Below are 14,720 nucleotides of genomic sequence, written 5' to 3'. Positions count from 1 at the left end.
GAATCAGCCGTAAACAGGATATTGTTTGCACAAGGCCTGCACCGCCGTGGCAACGCGTGCGATGACAGCGTCGTCCGCAGGTGCATCCAGTACATCGGCGATCAGGTGAGCAAGTTGCTCCGCCTCTTTGGCGCCGAAGCCGCGGGTGGTCATGGCCGGTGTGCCTATACGGATGCCGGAGGTGACGAAAGGCTTTTGCGGATCGTTTGGAATCGCATTCTTGTTGACGGTGATGTGCGCGTGGCCAAGAGCGGCTTCGGCATCCTTGCCGGTGATGTTTTTAGCGCGCAGGTCCAGCAGGAACAAGTGTGAATCGGTGCGACCGGAAACGATACGCAAACCACGCGCCTGCAATGTGGTTGCCATGGTGCGCGCATTGGCGATTACTTGTGCCTGATACGTCTTGAAGTCATCGCTCATGGCTTCCTTGAAAGCGACTGCTTTCGCAGCGATGACATGCATCAACGGACCGCCCTGTGTACCCGGGAAGATGGTCGAATTCAATGGTTTTTCGAATTCGGCGCGAGACAGGATCAGGCCGCCGCGCGGGCCGCGCAGTGTCTTGTGGGTAGTGGAGGTGACGAAATCGGCAATGCCGACCGGACTAGGGTACACGCCAGCGGCGACCAGGCCGGCGTAATGCGCCATGTCGACGAATAAATAGGCGCCGATGCTATCCGCGATTCTGCGGAAACGCCGCCAGTCGATGACCAGTGAATAAGCCGATGCGCCCGCAACGATCATTTTTGGCTTGTGTTCCTGTGCCAGGCGCTCGACTTCCGCGTAGTCGATTTCTTCGGTTTCAGGATGCAGACCATAAGTTACAGCGTTGAACAGCTTGCCGGAAAAGTTGACAGAAGCGCCGTGAGTGAGGTGGCCGCCGTGGGCCAGTGACATTCCCAGGATGGTATCGCCCGGCTTGAGTACGGACAAATAAACAGCCGCATTGGCTTGCGAACCGGAATGAGGTTGCACGTTAGCGTATTCGGCGCCAAATAACTGTTTGACGCGATCGATCGCCAATTGTTCGGCCACATCCACAAATTCACAGCCGCCGTAGTAGCGTTTGCCGGGATAGCCTTCGGCATACTTGTTGGTTAACACCGAGCCTTGCGCTTCCATGACCGCGGGGCTGGTGTAGTTTTCAGAAGCGATCAGCTCGATGTGGTCTTCCTGGCGACCGCGCTCGTCTTCCATTGCTTTCCATAGATCCGGATCAGTAACGGCGATGGTGTCTTGGAGATTAAACATGGCAAATATCCTTGAGTGTGATGTGGCAAAATATGAATTAAGGTCAATTTCATATTTTATCACGCCGCAGTGTTGCTAATATGCGAAAAAAATTAATAACAGGCATACACAAATAAAAAATATTGCGTATAATTTTCATACGAACGAAAAGATGTTTCGTTTGTCCACGCTTGTGCTGAGTTCATAACGTGTGCAAGTTGGATTTTTTGTAATTTTAAAATTTGGAGATTTATATAATGACCCGTTCCTTGCTGATCGCTGCTCTGATGGCTTTAACCCTGACCGCTTGTGGTAAAAAAGAAGAAGCTCCAGCTCCTGCTGCTGATACCGCAGCTCCTGCTGCTGAAGCTCCAGCTCCTGCTGCTCCAGCTGATGCTGCTGCTCCAGCTCCTGCTGCCCCAGCTGATGCTGCTGCTCCTGCTGCTCCAGCTGATGCTGCTGCTCCAGCCGCTCCAGCCGCTCCAGCTGATGCTGCTCCAGCTGCTAAATAAGAATTTATTCTTGTTTGCAAAAAAGCCGACCTGAGGGTCGGCTTTTTTGTTGCCTGCATTTTTTATGCTGCGATTTTTAGGTAGAATAAAACTACTTTTGATTCCCCATATTCTGTAAAACATCCAAATGGCACAATCTCTGACTGAAATATTAGCGACCCAGGCGGTATATGCCGATCTCTCCGATACCGGATTAATCGCTTTTCAGGGTGATGATACCACTGCCTTTTTGCAGGGGCAGCTGACCAATGATGCCCGCCAATTGTCCCAACGACGGGTGCAATATAGCGGATTCTGTTCGCCCAAAGGGCGCCTGCTGGGCAACTTCCTTCTGTGGCAGCATGCTGGCAGCACTTATTTGCAGTTGGCGGCCGAACTGCAGCCGGTGCTGCAAAAACGCCTGTCCATGTACATTTTGCGCTCCAGGGTTAAAGCACGCGATGCTCGCGAGGAATGGCTGCGTGTCGGTATCGCCGGACACAATGCTGCGGGAGTGGTGAAGACACTGACCGGATGTGCACTTGACGCCGACATGCAGACGGCTGAAGCTGGGCAGATGAGCGTTATTCGCCTGGCGAGCGAGCGTTACCAGCTCATTGCGCCGGCTGCGGACCGGGACGGTTTATTGGCGGAGCTCACGCAACATGCCAGCGTTATCGATATGAATCAGTGGCAATGGCTGGAAATCCGGGCAGGAATCCCGACTATCGTAGCGGCGACGCAAGAACAGTTCGTGCCGCAAATGGTGAATTTCGATTTGACCAATAGCGTGAATTTCCAGAAAGGCTGCTATACCGGGCAGGAGATCGTCGCCCGTACCCAATATCTGGGCAAGCTGAAGCGCCGCATGTATCTGGTGCACAGCGACGCAACAATGGCGGCGGGCGATGAGATTTATAGCCCGGAGATGGAAGGGCAGGCCATGGGCATGGTGGTGAATGCTCAACCCGCACCGGCTGGCGGCTGGGATGCGCTGGCAGTGCTGCAGATCAGCAGTGTGGCGAGCGGGCAGCCCCTGCATCTGCAGTCGCTGGAAGGTGCGCTGCTGACTCTGCAGGACTTGCCCTACGCGGTGTCATGAATCCGGATATGACCGATGCTTCCTTGACCGGCACGGTATTGGGCAAGCCGGCTTGCTACCAGACCGAGTACGATCCGGGATTGCTATTCCCCATCCCGCGCCAAAACAAGCGCGATGAGATCTGTCTGGGCGGTGCATTGCCGTTCATGGGTGCGGATATCTGGAATGGCTACGAGCTGTCGTGGCTTAATATGCGCGGCAAGCCGCAAATCGCGATTGCCACTTTTGTCGTGCCTGCGGATTCACCGAATATCATCGAATCCAAGTCCTTCAAGCTGTATCTGAATTCGTTTAATCAGACGCATCTGCAAAGTCATGAAGAACTGCTGGCCCGTTTGCGTGCTGATTTAAGTCAGGCGGCGGGCGCGCCGGTGCAGGTGCGGCTGATTTTGCCGGAAGACTTTGCCGGTCTGTCCATGGGCGAGCTGGAGGGTGAATTGCTGGATCGTCTGGATATAGGCGTCGATAGCTATACCCCGAATCCCGAATTGCTGACGGCGCAAGCCGATGCGGAAACAGTGGAGCAGAAACTGGTATCGCATCTGCTGAAATCGAATTGCCTGGTGACCGGCCAGCCGGACTGGGCCAGCGTACAGATCCATTATGTCGGTGCGCCGATTGATGAGGCCGGGTTGTTGCGTTATCTGATCGGCTTCCGTACCCACAATGAGTTTCATGAGCAATGTGTTGAGCGTATCTTTGTCGATATCCTGCGCATGTGCAAGCCAATTAAATTGTCGGTGTACGCACGCTATACCCGCCGTGGCGGCCTGGATATCAATCCGTGGCGGACCAATTTCAGTACCGGCGGCATGCCACCGAATCTGCGTCACGCACGGCAGTGAGCTGTGGGCGCCAGCTCGCCGCTAAAACATTCGGTCACTCTGCTGCCGTTAATGAACATCTCCACGTCGAATTCGGCAACGGCCCGTGCCAGCTGTTGCTCGAATGTTGCGCTGTCGCTGACATGTTCGTAAATTTCCATCCAGGTCAGCGGATCATCGCGGCGTTTTACCAGATTGCCGTATTGGCCGCTGCGGCAGCCTAGCCGCACCTGCATGCCGCGGATCAGCTGCTCGGTTTCGGGGTCGTCGGAATGGACGCGATAATAAATGTAATAGTGCAGCATCGGATTTACATCCCCGGCATCATGCCCTTCATGCCGCGCATCATTTTCGCCAGTCCGCCTTTCGACATCATCTTCATCATCTTCTGCGCCTGCTCGAACTGTTTCAGCAAGCGGTTTACTTCCTGTACCGAAACGCCGGCGCCGGCAGCGATGCGGCGCTTGCGCGAGGCCTTGAGGATCTCGGGCTTGGTACGTTCCTGCGGGGTCATCGCATTGATGATGCCTTCGATGCGGTTGACGGCCTTTTCGTCAGCACCGGCAGGGATGGCAGCGCCGGCGGCGCCAGGCAGTTTGTCCATCAGTGCGGAAATGCCGCCCATCTTGCGCATCTGCTGGATTTGCGCCTTGAAATCTTCCAGGTCGAAATTTTTGCCTTTTTTGATCTTGTCGGCAAAGCGGGCGGCTTCAGCCTGATCGACATTGCGTTGCGCATCTTCGATCAGCGAGAGCACGTCGCCCATGCCGAGCACGCGCGACGCCATGCGTTCGGGGTGGAAGGGTTCCAGTCCGGTGAGCTTTTCGCCGACGCCGACGAATTTGATCGGTTTGCCGGTGATATGGCGTACCGATAATGCCGCGCCGCCGCGTGAATCACCGTCCAGTTTGGTGAGGATGACGCCGGTCAGCGGCAAGGTGTCGTTAAAGGCACGCGCGGTGTTGATGGCGTCCTGTCCCTGCATCGCATCGACGACGAACAGGGTTTCGACCGGGTTGAGGGCTGTATGCAACGCGCGGATTTCATCCATCATCGCTTCATCGATACCCAGGCGACCGGCGGTATCGACGATCAGCACGTCATGGAAATGCTTCCTGGCGTAATCCCGCGCGGCCAATGCGATATCCAGCGGCTTCTGCTCGCCGCTGGATGGAAAGAAGTCGACGTCGAGCTGGCTGGCCAGTGTCTTGAGCTGTTCGATAGCGGCCGGACGGTACACGTCGCAGCTGACTAACAGCACTTTCTTCTTCATCTGCTCCTTGAGCAGTTTGGCGAGCTTGCCGCTGCTGGTGGTTTTGCCGGAGCCTTGCAAACCGGCCATCAGGATAATGGCCGGCGGAGTAGTGGCCAGATTGATGCCGACATGCGCCGACCCCATCAGCTGCGTGAGTTCGTCGTGCACTACGCCGATCAGGGCTTGTCCGGGCGTGAGGCTTTGCAGCACTTCGACGCCCAGCGCTTTTTGTTTGACATCGTTGATGAAGTCCTTGACGACAGGGAGCGCGACGTCGGCTTCCAGTAATGCCATACGCACTTCACGCAGGGCGTCCTGAATGTTGGCTTCCGTCAAGCGCGCCTGGCCGCGCAGGTTTTTCATGACGGAAGAAAGGCGCGTGGTTAAGTTCTCTAGCATTTGTAATGTTCCATTGGTCGCCAAAACGATGAGGATATGATGTAAACTTTGAATTTATAGCATATCGACCATTTTACCTCAGATGAGTATCGCCTGGCTTTATCCTCTTGTTAGTTTGCTGTATGCGCTGGTCGGATGGCATTTCTGGCGCACGCGCTGGCATGGTGCCACGATGACGGCGCCATGGGAACCGTTTATGCTGTTATTGCCGCTGTCAGCCCATATCTGGCTGCTGAGCGTAACGGCTATTACCAGTGCGGGTATCCAGCTCGGCATAGGGAACGTGCTGTCGATGATCGCCGGATTGACGGCACTGATCTATTGGCTGAGCAGTTTCCATTCGCGCATGGAGGCCCTGAATGCCCCGCTGGCAGCGTTGGCGGCTATTGCCGTATTGGCACCGCTGGTTCTGCCGGCCAACCATTTGCTGGCCAATACGGAAATGCTCGCCTTTCGCCTGCATTTGCTGATCGCATTGCTGGCATACAGCTTGTTCACCATCGCGGCATTGCACGCCACGCTGATGTCGATCGTGGAAAAACGTCTGCACCACGTCAGCAACACCGATATTTCGATGAATCTGCCCCCCTTGCTCACCCTGGAAAGCCTGCTGTTTCGCCTGCTTAGCCTGGGTTTTACCTTGCTGACGCTGACGCTGATAACCGGCGTGCTGTTTTCGGAGGAGATTTTTCATAAGCCCGCGGAGTTCAATCACAAAACCGTATTTGCCATATTGTCCTGGCTCATTTACGCGATTCTGCTCGGTGGACGCAGATTACGCGGCTGGCGCGGCAAGGTCGCGGTACGCTGGACATGGGTAGGTTTTGCCATGCTGCTGCTGGCTTACATAGGCAGCCGTTTCGTATTGGAAACCCTATTGCACCGCTATCCCGTATAAATTACAAAGGAATCAAGCATGAAATCCATTAAAGTTACTGATGTCGGTTCACTGAAAAATGAGCTGAACAAATACAAAAAAGGCAAAAAACTCGATATTCGTTATTTCAATCAGGCCGCACGCTTGGCATGGCTGGGCAAAATTACCATGAGCCCGCTGGATGCCGAAGACGAGACCTGTCAGTCGTGGCTGTTGCATGTACAGCCGCCAGAAGGCTTTACCGCCCACTTTATCGACGTCGATGAAGACCTGATCAATGAAATCCATGTGCTCGATGCCGAGCAGGGCAAATACCTGGCCGAAATTATGCGCGCCGGCTTATCCGCACGCGCAGAAGAGCTCGAGCAATTGAATCGCCGCGACTTCTATTTCGGCAAATTCTTCCAGACCGAAGGCGATACGCCCGCATCCGGAGAACCCTCATCCGGCAGTTAAATTCGCAAGGGTAGCTGGACAAGTTTAAGTACGCGCTCACCATGATGAGGCAATCGCCTTGTATAGCGTGGGCGCGTGCCATTCATCCTGTAGCATTAATCATTCGATAAACCAATAAGTACCATGAAACCAGTCGAGCATCATGGCGTCACCCTGCCGGATAAGCGGCCAACTGCCGATGCGTGGGTCAAGGCGCGTTGGATAGATCTGGGCGAGTGTGACCCGACGGATTATCATGCCACTTATGCCGGGGTAGCGGAGGCAATGCAGGCAGGGGATGATCCTGTTGTCGTTTGGGGCATGCCCGCCGCACATTTCTGTCTGGGTCAGCACCAGTCCGTAGCGGCCGAACTTATTGCCGATCCTCACGTGCCCGTCATCCGGCGCCCTTTGGGCGGTGGCGGAGTCTGGGTGGACAGGCATCAGGCGTGCATAGTGCTGATCGCGCCACGCGATTTTTTCCCTTCGCGTACCGACGGCTGGTACGCCCATGCCCTCGAGCCGATGCTGCAAGTCTATCGCGAGATGGGCTGGGCGGCATCGCTGGTGCAGCAGGATGTCTGGCTCAATGGCAAGAAGCTGGCTGGCAGCGGCGCAGCGACCCTGGGCGCGGCGGGCGTAGTCGGCACAAGTTTTTTATTGAAATTCCCGGCGGCCGAGTTTACCCGGCTCATCGCAGCGCCATCAGAAGGCTTTCGGCAATGGTTAAGCGAAGTGTTGCAGGACGCCATCACCAGCTGGTCGGATCACGCCCCCATGCCCGATCTGGCATGGCTGTCATTGGTCTATCGGCGCGCCGCCGCTGGCATATTCGGCTGGCGCTGGGAGCAGGCGCTATTGCGCGACGATGAAAGAGCCGCACGTGACGAATACCGGGCCGAGCTGATACCCGAGAACGACACGCCGAAGAAACTGGTGCCCCATGGCATCAAGGTGAATGCGCAGAGTTACCTCACCGAGCAGCATTTCGATGGCCGCTGGGTGCGGGTACTCACCGAAGGTCAGACGATTTCACGCATCGCGCTATCCCATGTCCCGCAGCTACCCGAGCGCAGCCTGGCAGACAGCGCGATAACGCAAGCGGCGGTAAGCCAGATATTACAGGACTACCTTCCCGCCGAAATCGTATCCCTATGGGCGCAGCGCATACTCGCTACAGCTTATTTTGCTGACAAATCCTGAATCGAGCTATCCAAATGACAGAACCCACCATAGCCGCAAGACTGCAACGCAAGTTTATCCTGATGAGCAACGACACCGCGATGCACGACGCCTTGCGAGCCGTGCTTCCCGAAGGCTGGAAAATGGTAACGACACTGGACCTCGACAGCCTCGGCACTTTCGATCAGATATTGCTGTACCGCTTCATTTTCCTTGATCTTGATGCGCTCACCGACGACTTCGATCCGCAAGACGCCATCCGTAAAGTACGTATGGAACTCATGCTCAACGTCGCCATTTTCTGCTTCGGCGGCAGCGAAGACGAACGCGATCAGGCTCGCCTCAACCGCGCCGACCGCTTCTTCGATCGCGAGGAAGCGGCGGAGCGCTTGCTCCAGTTCTGCCATCAGTATCGCTGGGGCGAATAATTAACGTCCAGCAGCCGCTCAAGGTATCCATCCGGCCATCCCGCTATTTGCTGGCAGCCGTCATGGCAGCCCATGGACTGGCGATCCCGGCGCTCTGGGCAGCGGCACTGGCGTCTGACTGGCAAATCGGCGGTAGCGTTGCATTAGTAGCCAGCGCCGTTTATTATTTTCTGCAACTGCGTCGCGTGCCCGTTTCCGCCATCGAAGCCGATGAAACCGGATATCGCCTGCTGCATCAAGGGCGATGGGCGGATGCTGCTTTGCAGCAAGCCGTTATCACTGCGCCATTGACTGTCATTCAATTCAGGCTGACTTCCGGGGCGCGGGTTGCCATTCCGTTGTTGGTGGACAGTATGGTTGCGGATGATTATCGGCATTTGCGGGTGTGGTTGCGGTGGGTGCGGTATGGCGGCGAAGATGCCTGAATACGAATCGAATGCATGCTCGCCTCGTGCAGCCGTCGTGTCAATGGCGGTGAAATTGTAGAAATGCAGAACCTGATGGCTTAATATAAGTTAAGTATATTTACAGTTAAGTTTTACTATGGTTTAATATTGGCATGCCTATCCACCACGCCACTCTTCACCAGCTGAAGATATTCGATGCCGTAGCCCGGCACATGAGCTTTGCTCGTGCTGCTGAAGAGCTGCATCTGACGCCGCCAGCGCTGTCCATCCAGGTCAAGCAGCTTTCCGAGGCCATCGGTCAGCCTCTCTTCGAACAGATCGGTAAAAAGATATCTCTTACCGCCGTTGGCGATGCCTCATGGGCAGCCTGCCGAGACGTGCTTAACCGGCTGGAACAGCTTACCCATGAACTGGCTGCACTCCAGGGACTGGAGAAGGGTAGTCTGAAACTCGCCACCCTCGCTACTGCCAAATACTTTATTCCCCGGCTGCTGGGCGACTTCTGCACGAAACATCTCGGTATCGACACTACCCTGTTCATGGGCAACCGGGAGGCTGTGCTGGAACGTTTAGCGCGCAATCAGGACGACCTTTACATCCTGGGCCAACCGCCGGAACATATGAATGTCGTTACGGAACCTTTCGCCGATAATCTCCTGGTGGTGGTGTCCAGCCCGAGTCAGCCGCTGGTGCAGGAAAAGGATATCGATCCGGCACGTCTGCAGGACGTGCCATTCATTCTGCGCGAACCGGGATCCGGCACCCGCCTGGCCGCCGAGAAGTTCTTCGAGCAGTACGGTGTCGTTCTCAAGGCGCGCATGGAGCTGGGCAGCAACGAGGCTGTCAAGCAGGTAGTGGCAGGTGGTCTGGGCATGGCCGTACTGTCCGCCAGTACGCTGCGCGCTGAGCTCGCCAGCGGGGAGCTCGCGATACTCGACGTGCGTGGTTTTCCGCTAAAGCGCAAGTGGTACGCGGTCTACCCGGCGGGAAAGCAGCTTACTCCGGCTACCCGGGCATTCATGGAATACCTGTTCGCCACCGCGCCTGCATCGGCGCTCGTGCACCTGCTCGATCAGCCCCAGTCTCATGCCGTTGCAGCCGCCGCTGGGCGCAAGCGGCGGCAGTCATCATCCGGGTGAGCAGAGGGGACACCATTCCTTTTTCCTGAACGGTCAGCTGTTCAGGAAAAAACTGCGCGGAATTTGATCGACGGAATCCGCAAATAAAAAATAACCGATATCAAGCCTCATGGTTTCGATGAATGTCATCAGTGATCGGATGACATTCGTTGCCATTGCCTGTCCGCGTTGCGCAGATAGATGTCTCTGTGCTCGTCGTCAATCTGGAAAAGAAACAACCAATGATTCTCGACGAGCTCGCGTACAAGCTCATGTTTGGCAATGATTCGATCAATCTCTGATTTCGGTGCTTCGAGAAATACATTCAACCGCAAAGGTTCGTGCACCCACCGTTCACCATTATGGAGCGACTGCAGCGGCAGGCCAACACGTAGATCCCCGCCATTTCCTTCGAATACGCCGATAGAGCCCCCGACGATGTTGTGCAGTACTTTATTGCCGCTGCCGAATCTCTGGTGGTCGACGACGGATCCGTAATACTGCATATTGATCCAGTGGGCGACTACCATCGGTGCGGTCATGATGAGCTCCAAAACCCCGAAGTCTTTATCCTTGCGCCACTCGTAGTCATGCAAAAATGATCTTCCGGAAAGATCGATACCTTTGGTTCTGGAGCGTGGCGCGGCAATAAAGGCGGCATTTCCGGCAAGACCCCATTCCGGAAAAACCTGTGACCAGTCCCGGCTACGTTCTCGAATCAGTGTGTCAACAACCTCTGGAGACGAATTCGATATACCCAGCAAACTGGACCGTTCCATGCGCGTCAGTTGTCCGGCTTGGGTGAGCCAATGACGCAGCTGTTCCAGATCCTGTGCGTGAGTCGATGCCAGATCATCGATATCGAACAAGGTCACCTCATCGAGCGTCGTATCATGCAAGGCCCCGACAAACCGTGTGTCTGCCGGAATATGAATGCCCTTCTGCGCAAGTTCTTCGCGCACTTTGGGCTCATTAAGCAAAGTAGCGGTGACCCGGGCGCTGGCTTCACCGGTTTGGCCTGCACAGGCCCCGCAATCGAGTCCCGTTGCATGAGGATTATTGACCGTGCTGCTCCCATGCCCGACCAGCAAAACCAGCCGTGCGAAATTGCTGGTCATCGACATGGCCGTCAAGACCGATTCTGCCAGCGCGCCACGATCGCTTTTCGGGAGGCCGACCCTCGCGGTTTCGGCCGATTTCTGCCGGGTTTTGGTGATTTTCTGTCCATGATGAACCGCATCCAGACTTGGAACAAGGCGCCTGCTAAATTTGGCATGGATCCCCTTGGTTGCCGGATGGGGCACGGGACGGCTCCATCCGAAGCTGTCCCCGAGCAGTTTCGCGCCGTAAAGCAGTCCGGCCGATTCGACGAACGAAAAGCAGGAGGATGGCGAATTCTTGAAGGCTTTCCAGTTAGCGGCGCTGTGTAAACGCTGGCGGCGATGGCTGATGACCTTTTTTATTTCATGGCCATTGGCACCGTGAATATGCTGGTGTCCCTGCCAGCTGGGCGTCAGCAGCACGGGCAGGTGACTCCGTGGTTTAGAGGCTCCCAGTGGTACAAATTCCATGTGAGCACCGAAAAACCCTGCAAAACCCATGGTTTGCACGGCAGGTGTGACGGTTTCCAAAGCCCTTCGAAATATTTCCGAGCGTACGTCAATGCAAAATGCGGCCTGTACAGATGGCCGGACTGGGGCGGGATTCTTCGCCGGTGCTTGCCGGATGTGGCGGGCAAGTTGTGCGAGGATTTTCTTCTGATAGCCCAGTTCAAACGCCGTATGCAGGGCGAAGTCCAGTTGTGTAGGCACTTGCGTGCTGCGCGCCGAGGATCGTTGCGGAGCCTGCAGTGCATGCTGCCAGGCCTTCTCTGCCTCGGGCGTCTGCCGGGCATTTAGCAGGATCATTTCCCAGGCTAACCGGATGGCCAGCAGATCGACAATGGAATCCTCGTGTTTGCCAACCAATTCCTGTTCCCAGCGGAGGTAACGTGCCCAGGATGCCCAGCCACCGATATTCATCAAGGCGGAAAGGAGGTAGTCTTCCAGCATATCCGCAGGTATGGCGAGCTTCCGTACCGCCAGAGCAATAGTGTCTGCAGCCAGGTCAGGTAATGCAGCGACCGCGGTCCTGATGCCATGCAAGCCCATCATCCTGGGACTCAGATCGATTTCGGCAAAATGGCGCCACGCATTATAGAGGGGTTCCTTCCGCCAGGGCATCGGCCAGATGGCTTGGCCTTGATCAAAATAGGCCGCTGAAAACTGGCTGATTTGTTCTACAACAAACTTGGTCCATTGGGTATTGTCCAATTCTCCCAAAACATCCGAAACCAGCGGGATCGGGTTCGGCAATGTGGAGGTATCGCTGGCGAGGGCCTTTTCCACCTCTGCAGCGCTCATATTGAGACCATGCTGCTTTAGCGCCTGTTCGAGATCGGCCCGGGCAATACGGCCTGTCGAAATTTGTTCCCGGTAGTAACGACGTGGCATGACCAGGGAAGACCCGGCTACCCTGCCAAGCGTCTCATGGGCCTTTTCGAAATCCTGATCGCGAAGGCCAAAATAAGGGCTGACTGCTACGAAGGCGTCGAGCGGCCAGACTGGAACGATCCGCTTGCATACCGATTCCACCGTAGCCTTCAGCGAAGCAGCGTCATAAACTGCGTCGGCTCTGCCGGTTACATCTGTAGCATTAGCGTCAAAACCCATGGTTCCGGCAAACGATTTCGGAGGGATGGTTGTCGTGCGGTTCATGATTTGACTCCTTTCGGTCGGGCATATATCGGGCAAAACCGTCGTACCAGCCGCGAAAACGGGATATCGACATACAAACCGTTATAGAGATGCACGTAAGCCCTGCGTGCGATTGGGTATCTGGCCAGATTCGGCAAGTTCTGCTGAATCAGTAGAATGGCAAAAAACACTAGCATCACCAGCCCGATAAGGGCGAATTGACCAGGGCCGTTGATCATCCGCACGGCCGGCAAGCTTGTTTCCAGCATGAAATGAAATGCGGAGTGCAGGCTGAAATAAGCGGTACAGACCAGAGCGCTGGCGCCAGCCGCACGTGCGATGAAGATAGCCCCCATACCTGTCTTGAAAGACTGAAGCAATAACTGCGTTACCGCTACCGTAATGATTGTGCCTAATGCCAGGAGTGCAGGCTGAGTCTTGATGTCCATGCCGAATGCAGACCCGATGCCGATCGTCATTAGACCCGCGAAGGCAAGCACGACGATCCACTGCCAGAACTTCGGTATGGATTGGGCAGCGTGCACGGTCGGCGCGCGAAAGATATCAACGCCACTGCCCGAAGACAAAAAGGCATGCGCCTTGTATAAGGAGTGCGCTACCAGGTGCAGCATCGCCAGGCTGTACACCCCGAGGCCGCATTCCAGCAGCATGAAGCCCATCTGGGCGGTGGTCGACCAGGCCAGAAACACCTTGACGCTGGTTTGCGTCAGCATGACCAGCCCGGCGGCAGCGATCGTGACCAGCCCGATGATGGTGAGGACGTCGGAGGCCATGACGGCCTGGGACATGATCGGGCTCGTGCGTATGATCAGGAAAGCCCCGCCATTGACAATACCCGCATGCAACAGGGCCGACACAGGAGTAGGGGCTTCCATTACCTGGATCAGCCAGCCTTGCAGGGGAAATTGGGCCGTTTTAAGTGCTGCGGCCGCTACAATGAGTCCGCTGGCCCATTGTAGTGCGACCGGAAGTGGCCCGGTCATTGCCGCCATGGCATGAAAAACCGCCTCGAACTCCATTGTGTGCAGGGTAGAACCGATGAGCAATACGGCTATCAGCAGACAAATCTCGCCCAGCCGGCTGACAATGATTTTTTTACGCGCCGCGAGTATAGCCCCCGCCCGCTCCGGATAGAACATCAGCAGGTAATGCAAGCAAAGGCTGGTGGACATCCATGCCAATACGAACATCAGCATGTTGCCGGAAACGATCAACGTCAGGATGGATGCGAGCGTGAGATTGAGCCAGATATAAAACCGCCCCTGATGTCTTTCGCCCTGGAGATAGTTGCGAGCATAGCGGGAGACCACGAATCCGACGAAGGAAACCAGAGAGAGCATCATCATCGTGACCGTGTTGATATAGATGCTCAGGGCCAACGCTCCCATGTCCCCGGGCAACGCAATGGAGAATAGCGTTACTGTCAGGGCTTGACCGTCGACAGCATATACGAGTGCGGCAACGATGGCGCAGAGAAAAGACAATCCGGTCGCACCGATACTCAGGCGTGCCAGACGCCGGGCATGTTTGTCGGCTAGAACGTTCCCGAAAAGTCCTGTTGCCCAAAGCAGCAATGGTGCCGCAGAGATGAGCATAAGAATGATGAAATTCGGGTTGGATGACATGACAATCTCCGTATGTGGCATGGTTGAGGTGTGCTCTCAATTAAGTTTGTCGGTGCGCACGAAAGGCTGACAAACGAATTGTATTCTGGAGGGTTTATTTGCTTAATGAAAGTTAAATATATTTACTTTAATATTTTATTAATATTAATGATGTGACAATGCCTATCCGCCATGCCCCCTTATCCCGGCTCAAGCGCTTCAATACCATGGCCCATTTCGTTTCGCGTTCGTCGTCAACCGGATTTTCCCCTGCGTATGCATAAGTATTGATCCCAGCGTTGTGCCGCTGCCGGTGGTTTTTACACCCGATGGTCTGCTGCTTCGTTGTGGATGTTGCCGGGATGAGATTGTGTCGGGGAGGACAAAATGCTTGCCATTCCTTGAACAGAAGGGCTTTTGCGCATTTCAAATAACGGGGGTTTTCTTGAGTGTGAGTATTTTTATATGGCGATATCGTGCATCACCCGCAATGCGGTTTGTCGCGATTCCTTCCAATCAGGTTCGATGCTCGCCGTGTTATAGCAGCTGATTTCCAATTGCTCCACCAGATCGGTTAATGCAGTGTTATTGCCGTATCTGCGTTCCATCTCG

Annotated in this window: 15 protein-coding genes; 9 read left to right on the top strand and 6 right to left on the bottom strand. The window is 55.3% G+C overall.

What is annotated here, in order from left to right; genetic code table 11:
- Positions 1-3 precede the first annotated feature (3 nt).
- A complete protein-coding gene (glyA, locus tag CAP31_RS11565) occupies positions 4-1,251 on the bottom strand; it encodes a serine hydroxymethyltransferase (RefSeq protein ID WP_087447671.1) in 1,248 nt (415 codons plus the stop codon).
- A gap of 288 nt (positions 1,252-1,539) precedes the next feature.
- Here glyA and CAP31_RS11560 point away from each other — a divergent pair, with 288 nt between their 5' ends.
- From CAP31_RS11560 to queF, 3 genes are all read left to right on the top strand, one after another.
- Entirely contained in the window at positions 1,540-1,776 is a 237-nt protein-coding gene (locus CAP31_RS11560; protein ID WP_189836617.1) for a hypothetical protein, read from the top strand.
- A gap of 93 nt (positions 1,777-1,869) precedes the next feature.
- On the top strand, positions 1,870-2,823 hold the full coding sequence (locus CAP31_RS11555) for a folate-binding protein YgfZ (RefSeq protein WP_087447669.1): 954 nt from the start codon (positions 1,870-1,872) through the stop codon (positions 2,821-2,823).
- A gap of 8 nt (positions 2,824-2,831) precedes the next feature.
- On the top strand, positions 2,832-3,668 hold the full coding sequence (gene queF / locus CAP31_RS11550; protein ID WP_087448374.1) for an NADPH-dependent 7-cyano-7-deazaguanine reductase QueF: 837 nt from the start codon (positions 2,832-2,834) through the stop codon (positions 3,666-3,668).
- Here the strand turns inward: queF and CAP31_RS11545 are convergent.
- Complete coding sequence (locus CAP31_RS11545; RefSeq protein ID WP_087447668.1) at positions 3,653-3,952, bottom strand: DUF4936 family protein; 300 nt, start codon at positions 3,950-3,952, stop codon at positions 3,653-3,655. The genes queF and CAP31_RS11545 overlap by 16 nt on opposite strands.
- A 5-nt stretch (positions 3,953-3,957) precedes the next feature.
- On the bottom strand, positions 3,958-5,301 hold the full coding sequence (ffh, locus tag CAP31_RS11540; RefSeq protein WP_087447667.1) for a signal recognition particle protein: 1,344 nt from the start codon (positions 5,299-5,301) through the stop codon (positions 3,958-3,960).
- 82 nt (positions 5,302-5,383) lie between these two features.
- Here ffh and CAP31_RS11535 point away from each other — a divergent pair, with 82 nt between their 5' ends.
- The 6 genes from CAP31_RS11535 to CAP31_RS11510 all read left to right on the top strand — a co-directional run bounded on the left by CAP31_RS11535 (position 5,384) and on the right by CAP31_RS11510 (position 9,769).
- On the top strand, positions 5,384-6,199 hold the full coding sequence (locus CAP31_RS11535) for an inner membrane protein YpjD (RefSeq protein WP_087447666.1): 816 nt from the start codon (positions 5,384-5,386) through the stop codon (positions 6,197-6,199).
- 18 nt (positions 6,200-6,217) lie between these two features.
- A complete protein-coding gene (locus CAP31_RS11530) occupies positions 6,218-6,634 on the top strand; it encodes a hypothetical protein (protein ID WP_087447665.1) in 417 nt (138 codons plus the stop codon).
- Positions 6,635-6,757: 123 nt separating this feature from the next.
- Complete coding sequence (locus CAP31_RS11525) at positions 6,758-7,816, top strand: lipoate--protein ligase family protein (RefSeq protein ID WP_087447664.1); 1,059 nt, start codon at positions 6,758-6,760, stop codon at positions 7,814-7,816.
- A 14-nt stretch (positions 7,817-7,830) separates the two neighbouring features.
- Positions 7,831-8,223 (top strand): hypothetical protein, encoded by a 393-nt coding sequence (locus CAP31_RS11520; protein ID WP_087447663.1) that lies wholly within the window; start codon positions 7,831-7,833, stop codon positions 8,221-8,223.
- A complete protein-coding gene (locus CAP31_RS11515; RefSeq protein WP_369802459.1) occupies positions 8,196-8,648 on the top strand; it encodes a protein YgfX in 453 nt (150 codons plus the stop codon). Before CAP31_RS11520 ends, CAP31_RS11515 begins: the two co-directional genes overlap by 28 nt.
- Before the next feature lie 134 nt (positions 8,649-8,782).
- Positions 8,783-9,769 (top strand): LysR family transcriptional regulator, encoded by a 987-nt coding sequence (locus tag CAP31_RS11510; protein WP_087447661.1) that lies wholly within the window; start codon positions 8,783-8,785, stop codon positions 9,767-9,769.
- 128 nt (positions 9,770-9,897) lie between these two features.
- Here the strand turns inward: CAP31_RS11510 and CAP31_RS11505 are convergent, their stop codons facing one another.
- The 3 genes from CAP31_RS11505 to CAP31_RS14845 all read right to left on the bottom strand — a co-directional run bounded on the left by CAP31_RS11505 (position 9,898) and on the right by CAP31_RS14845 (position 14,716).
- Positions 9,898-12,504: a YbcC family protein gene (locus CAP31_RS11505; protein ID WP_223247265.1), complete on the bottom strand. Its 2,607-nt coding sequence runs from the start codon at positions 12,502-12,504 to the stop codon at positions 9,898-9,900.
- The gene (locus tag CAP31_RS11500; protein WP_087447660.1) at positions 12,501-14,129 is read right to left on the bottom strand and encodes an NADH-quinone oxidoreductase subunit L; all 1,629 of its coding nucleotides are present in this window, start codon (positions 14,127-14,129) and stop codon (positions 12,501-12,503) included. The genes CAP31_RS11505 and CAP31_RS11500 overlap by 4 nt, the downstream gene beginning before the upstream one ends.
- Before the next feature lie 440 nt (positions 14,130-14,569).
- Positions 14,570-14,716 carry a hypothetical protein gene (locus CAP31_RS14845; protein ID WP_157662741.1) on the bottom strand — a complete coding sequence of 49 codons (147 nt, stop codon included), beginning with the start codon at positions 14,714-14,716 and terminating at the stop codon, positions 14,570-14,572.
- Positions 14,717-14,720 lie beyond the last annotated feature (4 nt).

The sequence above is a fragment of the Sulfuriferula sp. AH1 genome (assembly GCF_002162035.1).
Lineage (GTDB): Bacteria > Pseudomonadota > Gammaproteobacteria > Burkholderiales > Sulfuriferulaceae > Sulfuriferula.
The sequence above is the reverse complement of the archived record's forward strand: the minus strand, read 5'-3'. Positions and strand labels throughout refer to the sequence as shown.

What these genes read in the sequence shown, in the direction of transcription:
- glyA (WP_087447671.1), bottom strand. Translation starts at nt 1,251, where the DNA reads ATGTTTAATCTCCAAGACACCATCGCCGTTACTGATCCGGATCTATGG.
- CAP31_RS11555 (WP_087447669.1), top strand. Translation starts at nt 1,870, where the DNA reads ATGGCACAATCTCTGACTGAAATATTAGCGACCCAGGCGGTATATGCC.
- queF (WP_087448374.1), top strand. Translation starts at nt 2,832, where the DNA reads ATGACCGATGCTTCCTTGACCGGCACGGTATTGGGCAAGCCGGCTTGC.
- CAP31_RS11545 (WP_087447668.1), bottom strand. Translation starts at nt 3,952, where the DNA reads ATGCTGCACTATTACATTTATTATCGCGTCCATTCCGACGACCCCGAA.
- ffh (WP_087447667.1), bottom strand. Translation starts at nt 5,301, where the DNA reads ATGCTAGAGAACTTAACCACGCGCCTTTCTTCCGTCATGAAAAACCTG.
- CAP31_RS11535 (WP_087447666.1), top strand. Translation starts at nt 5,384, where the DNA reads ATGAGTATCGCCTGGCTTTATCCTCTTGTTAGTTTGCTGTATGCGCTG.
- CAP31_RS11530 (WP_087447665.1), top strand. Translation starts at nt 6,218, where the DNA reads ATGAAATCCATTAAAGTTACTGATGTCGGTTCACTGAAAAATGAGCTG.
- CAP31_RS11525 (WP_087447664.1), top strand. Translation starts at nt 6,758, where the DNA reads ATGAAACCAGTCGAGCATCATGGCGTCACCCTGCCGGATAAGCGGCCA.
- CAP31_RS11520 (WP_087447663.1), top strand. Translation starts at nt 7,831, where the DNA reads ATGACAGAACCCACCATAGCCGCAAGACTGCAACGCAAGTTTATCCTG.
- CAP31_RS11510 (WP_087447661.1), top strand. Translation starts at nt 8,783, where the DNA reads ATGCCTATCCACCACGCCACTCTTCACCAGCTGAAGATATTCGATGCC.
- CAP31_RS11505 (WP_223247265.1), bottom strand. Translation starts at nt 12,504, where the DNA reads ATGAACCGCACGACAACCATCCCTCCGAAATCGTTTGCCGGAACCATG.
- CAP31_RS11500 (WP_087447660.1), bottom strand. Translation starts at nt 14,129, where the DNA reads ATGTCATCCAACCCGAATTTCATCATTCTTATGCTCATCTCTGCGGCA.
- CAP31_RS14845 (WP_157662741.1), bottom strand. Translation starts at nt 14,716, where the DNA reads ATGGAACGCAGATACGGCAATAACACTGCATTAACCGATCTGGTGGAG.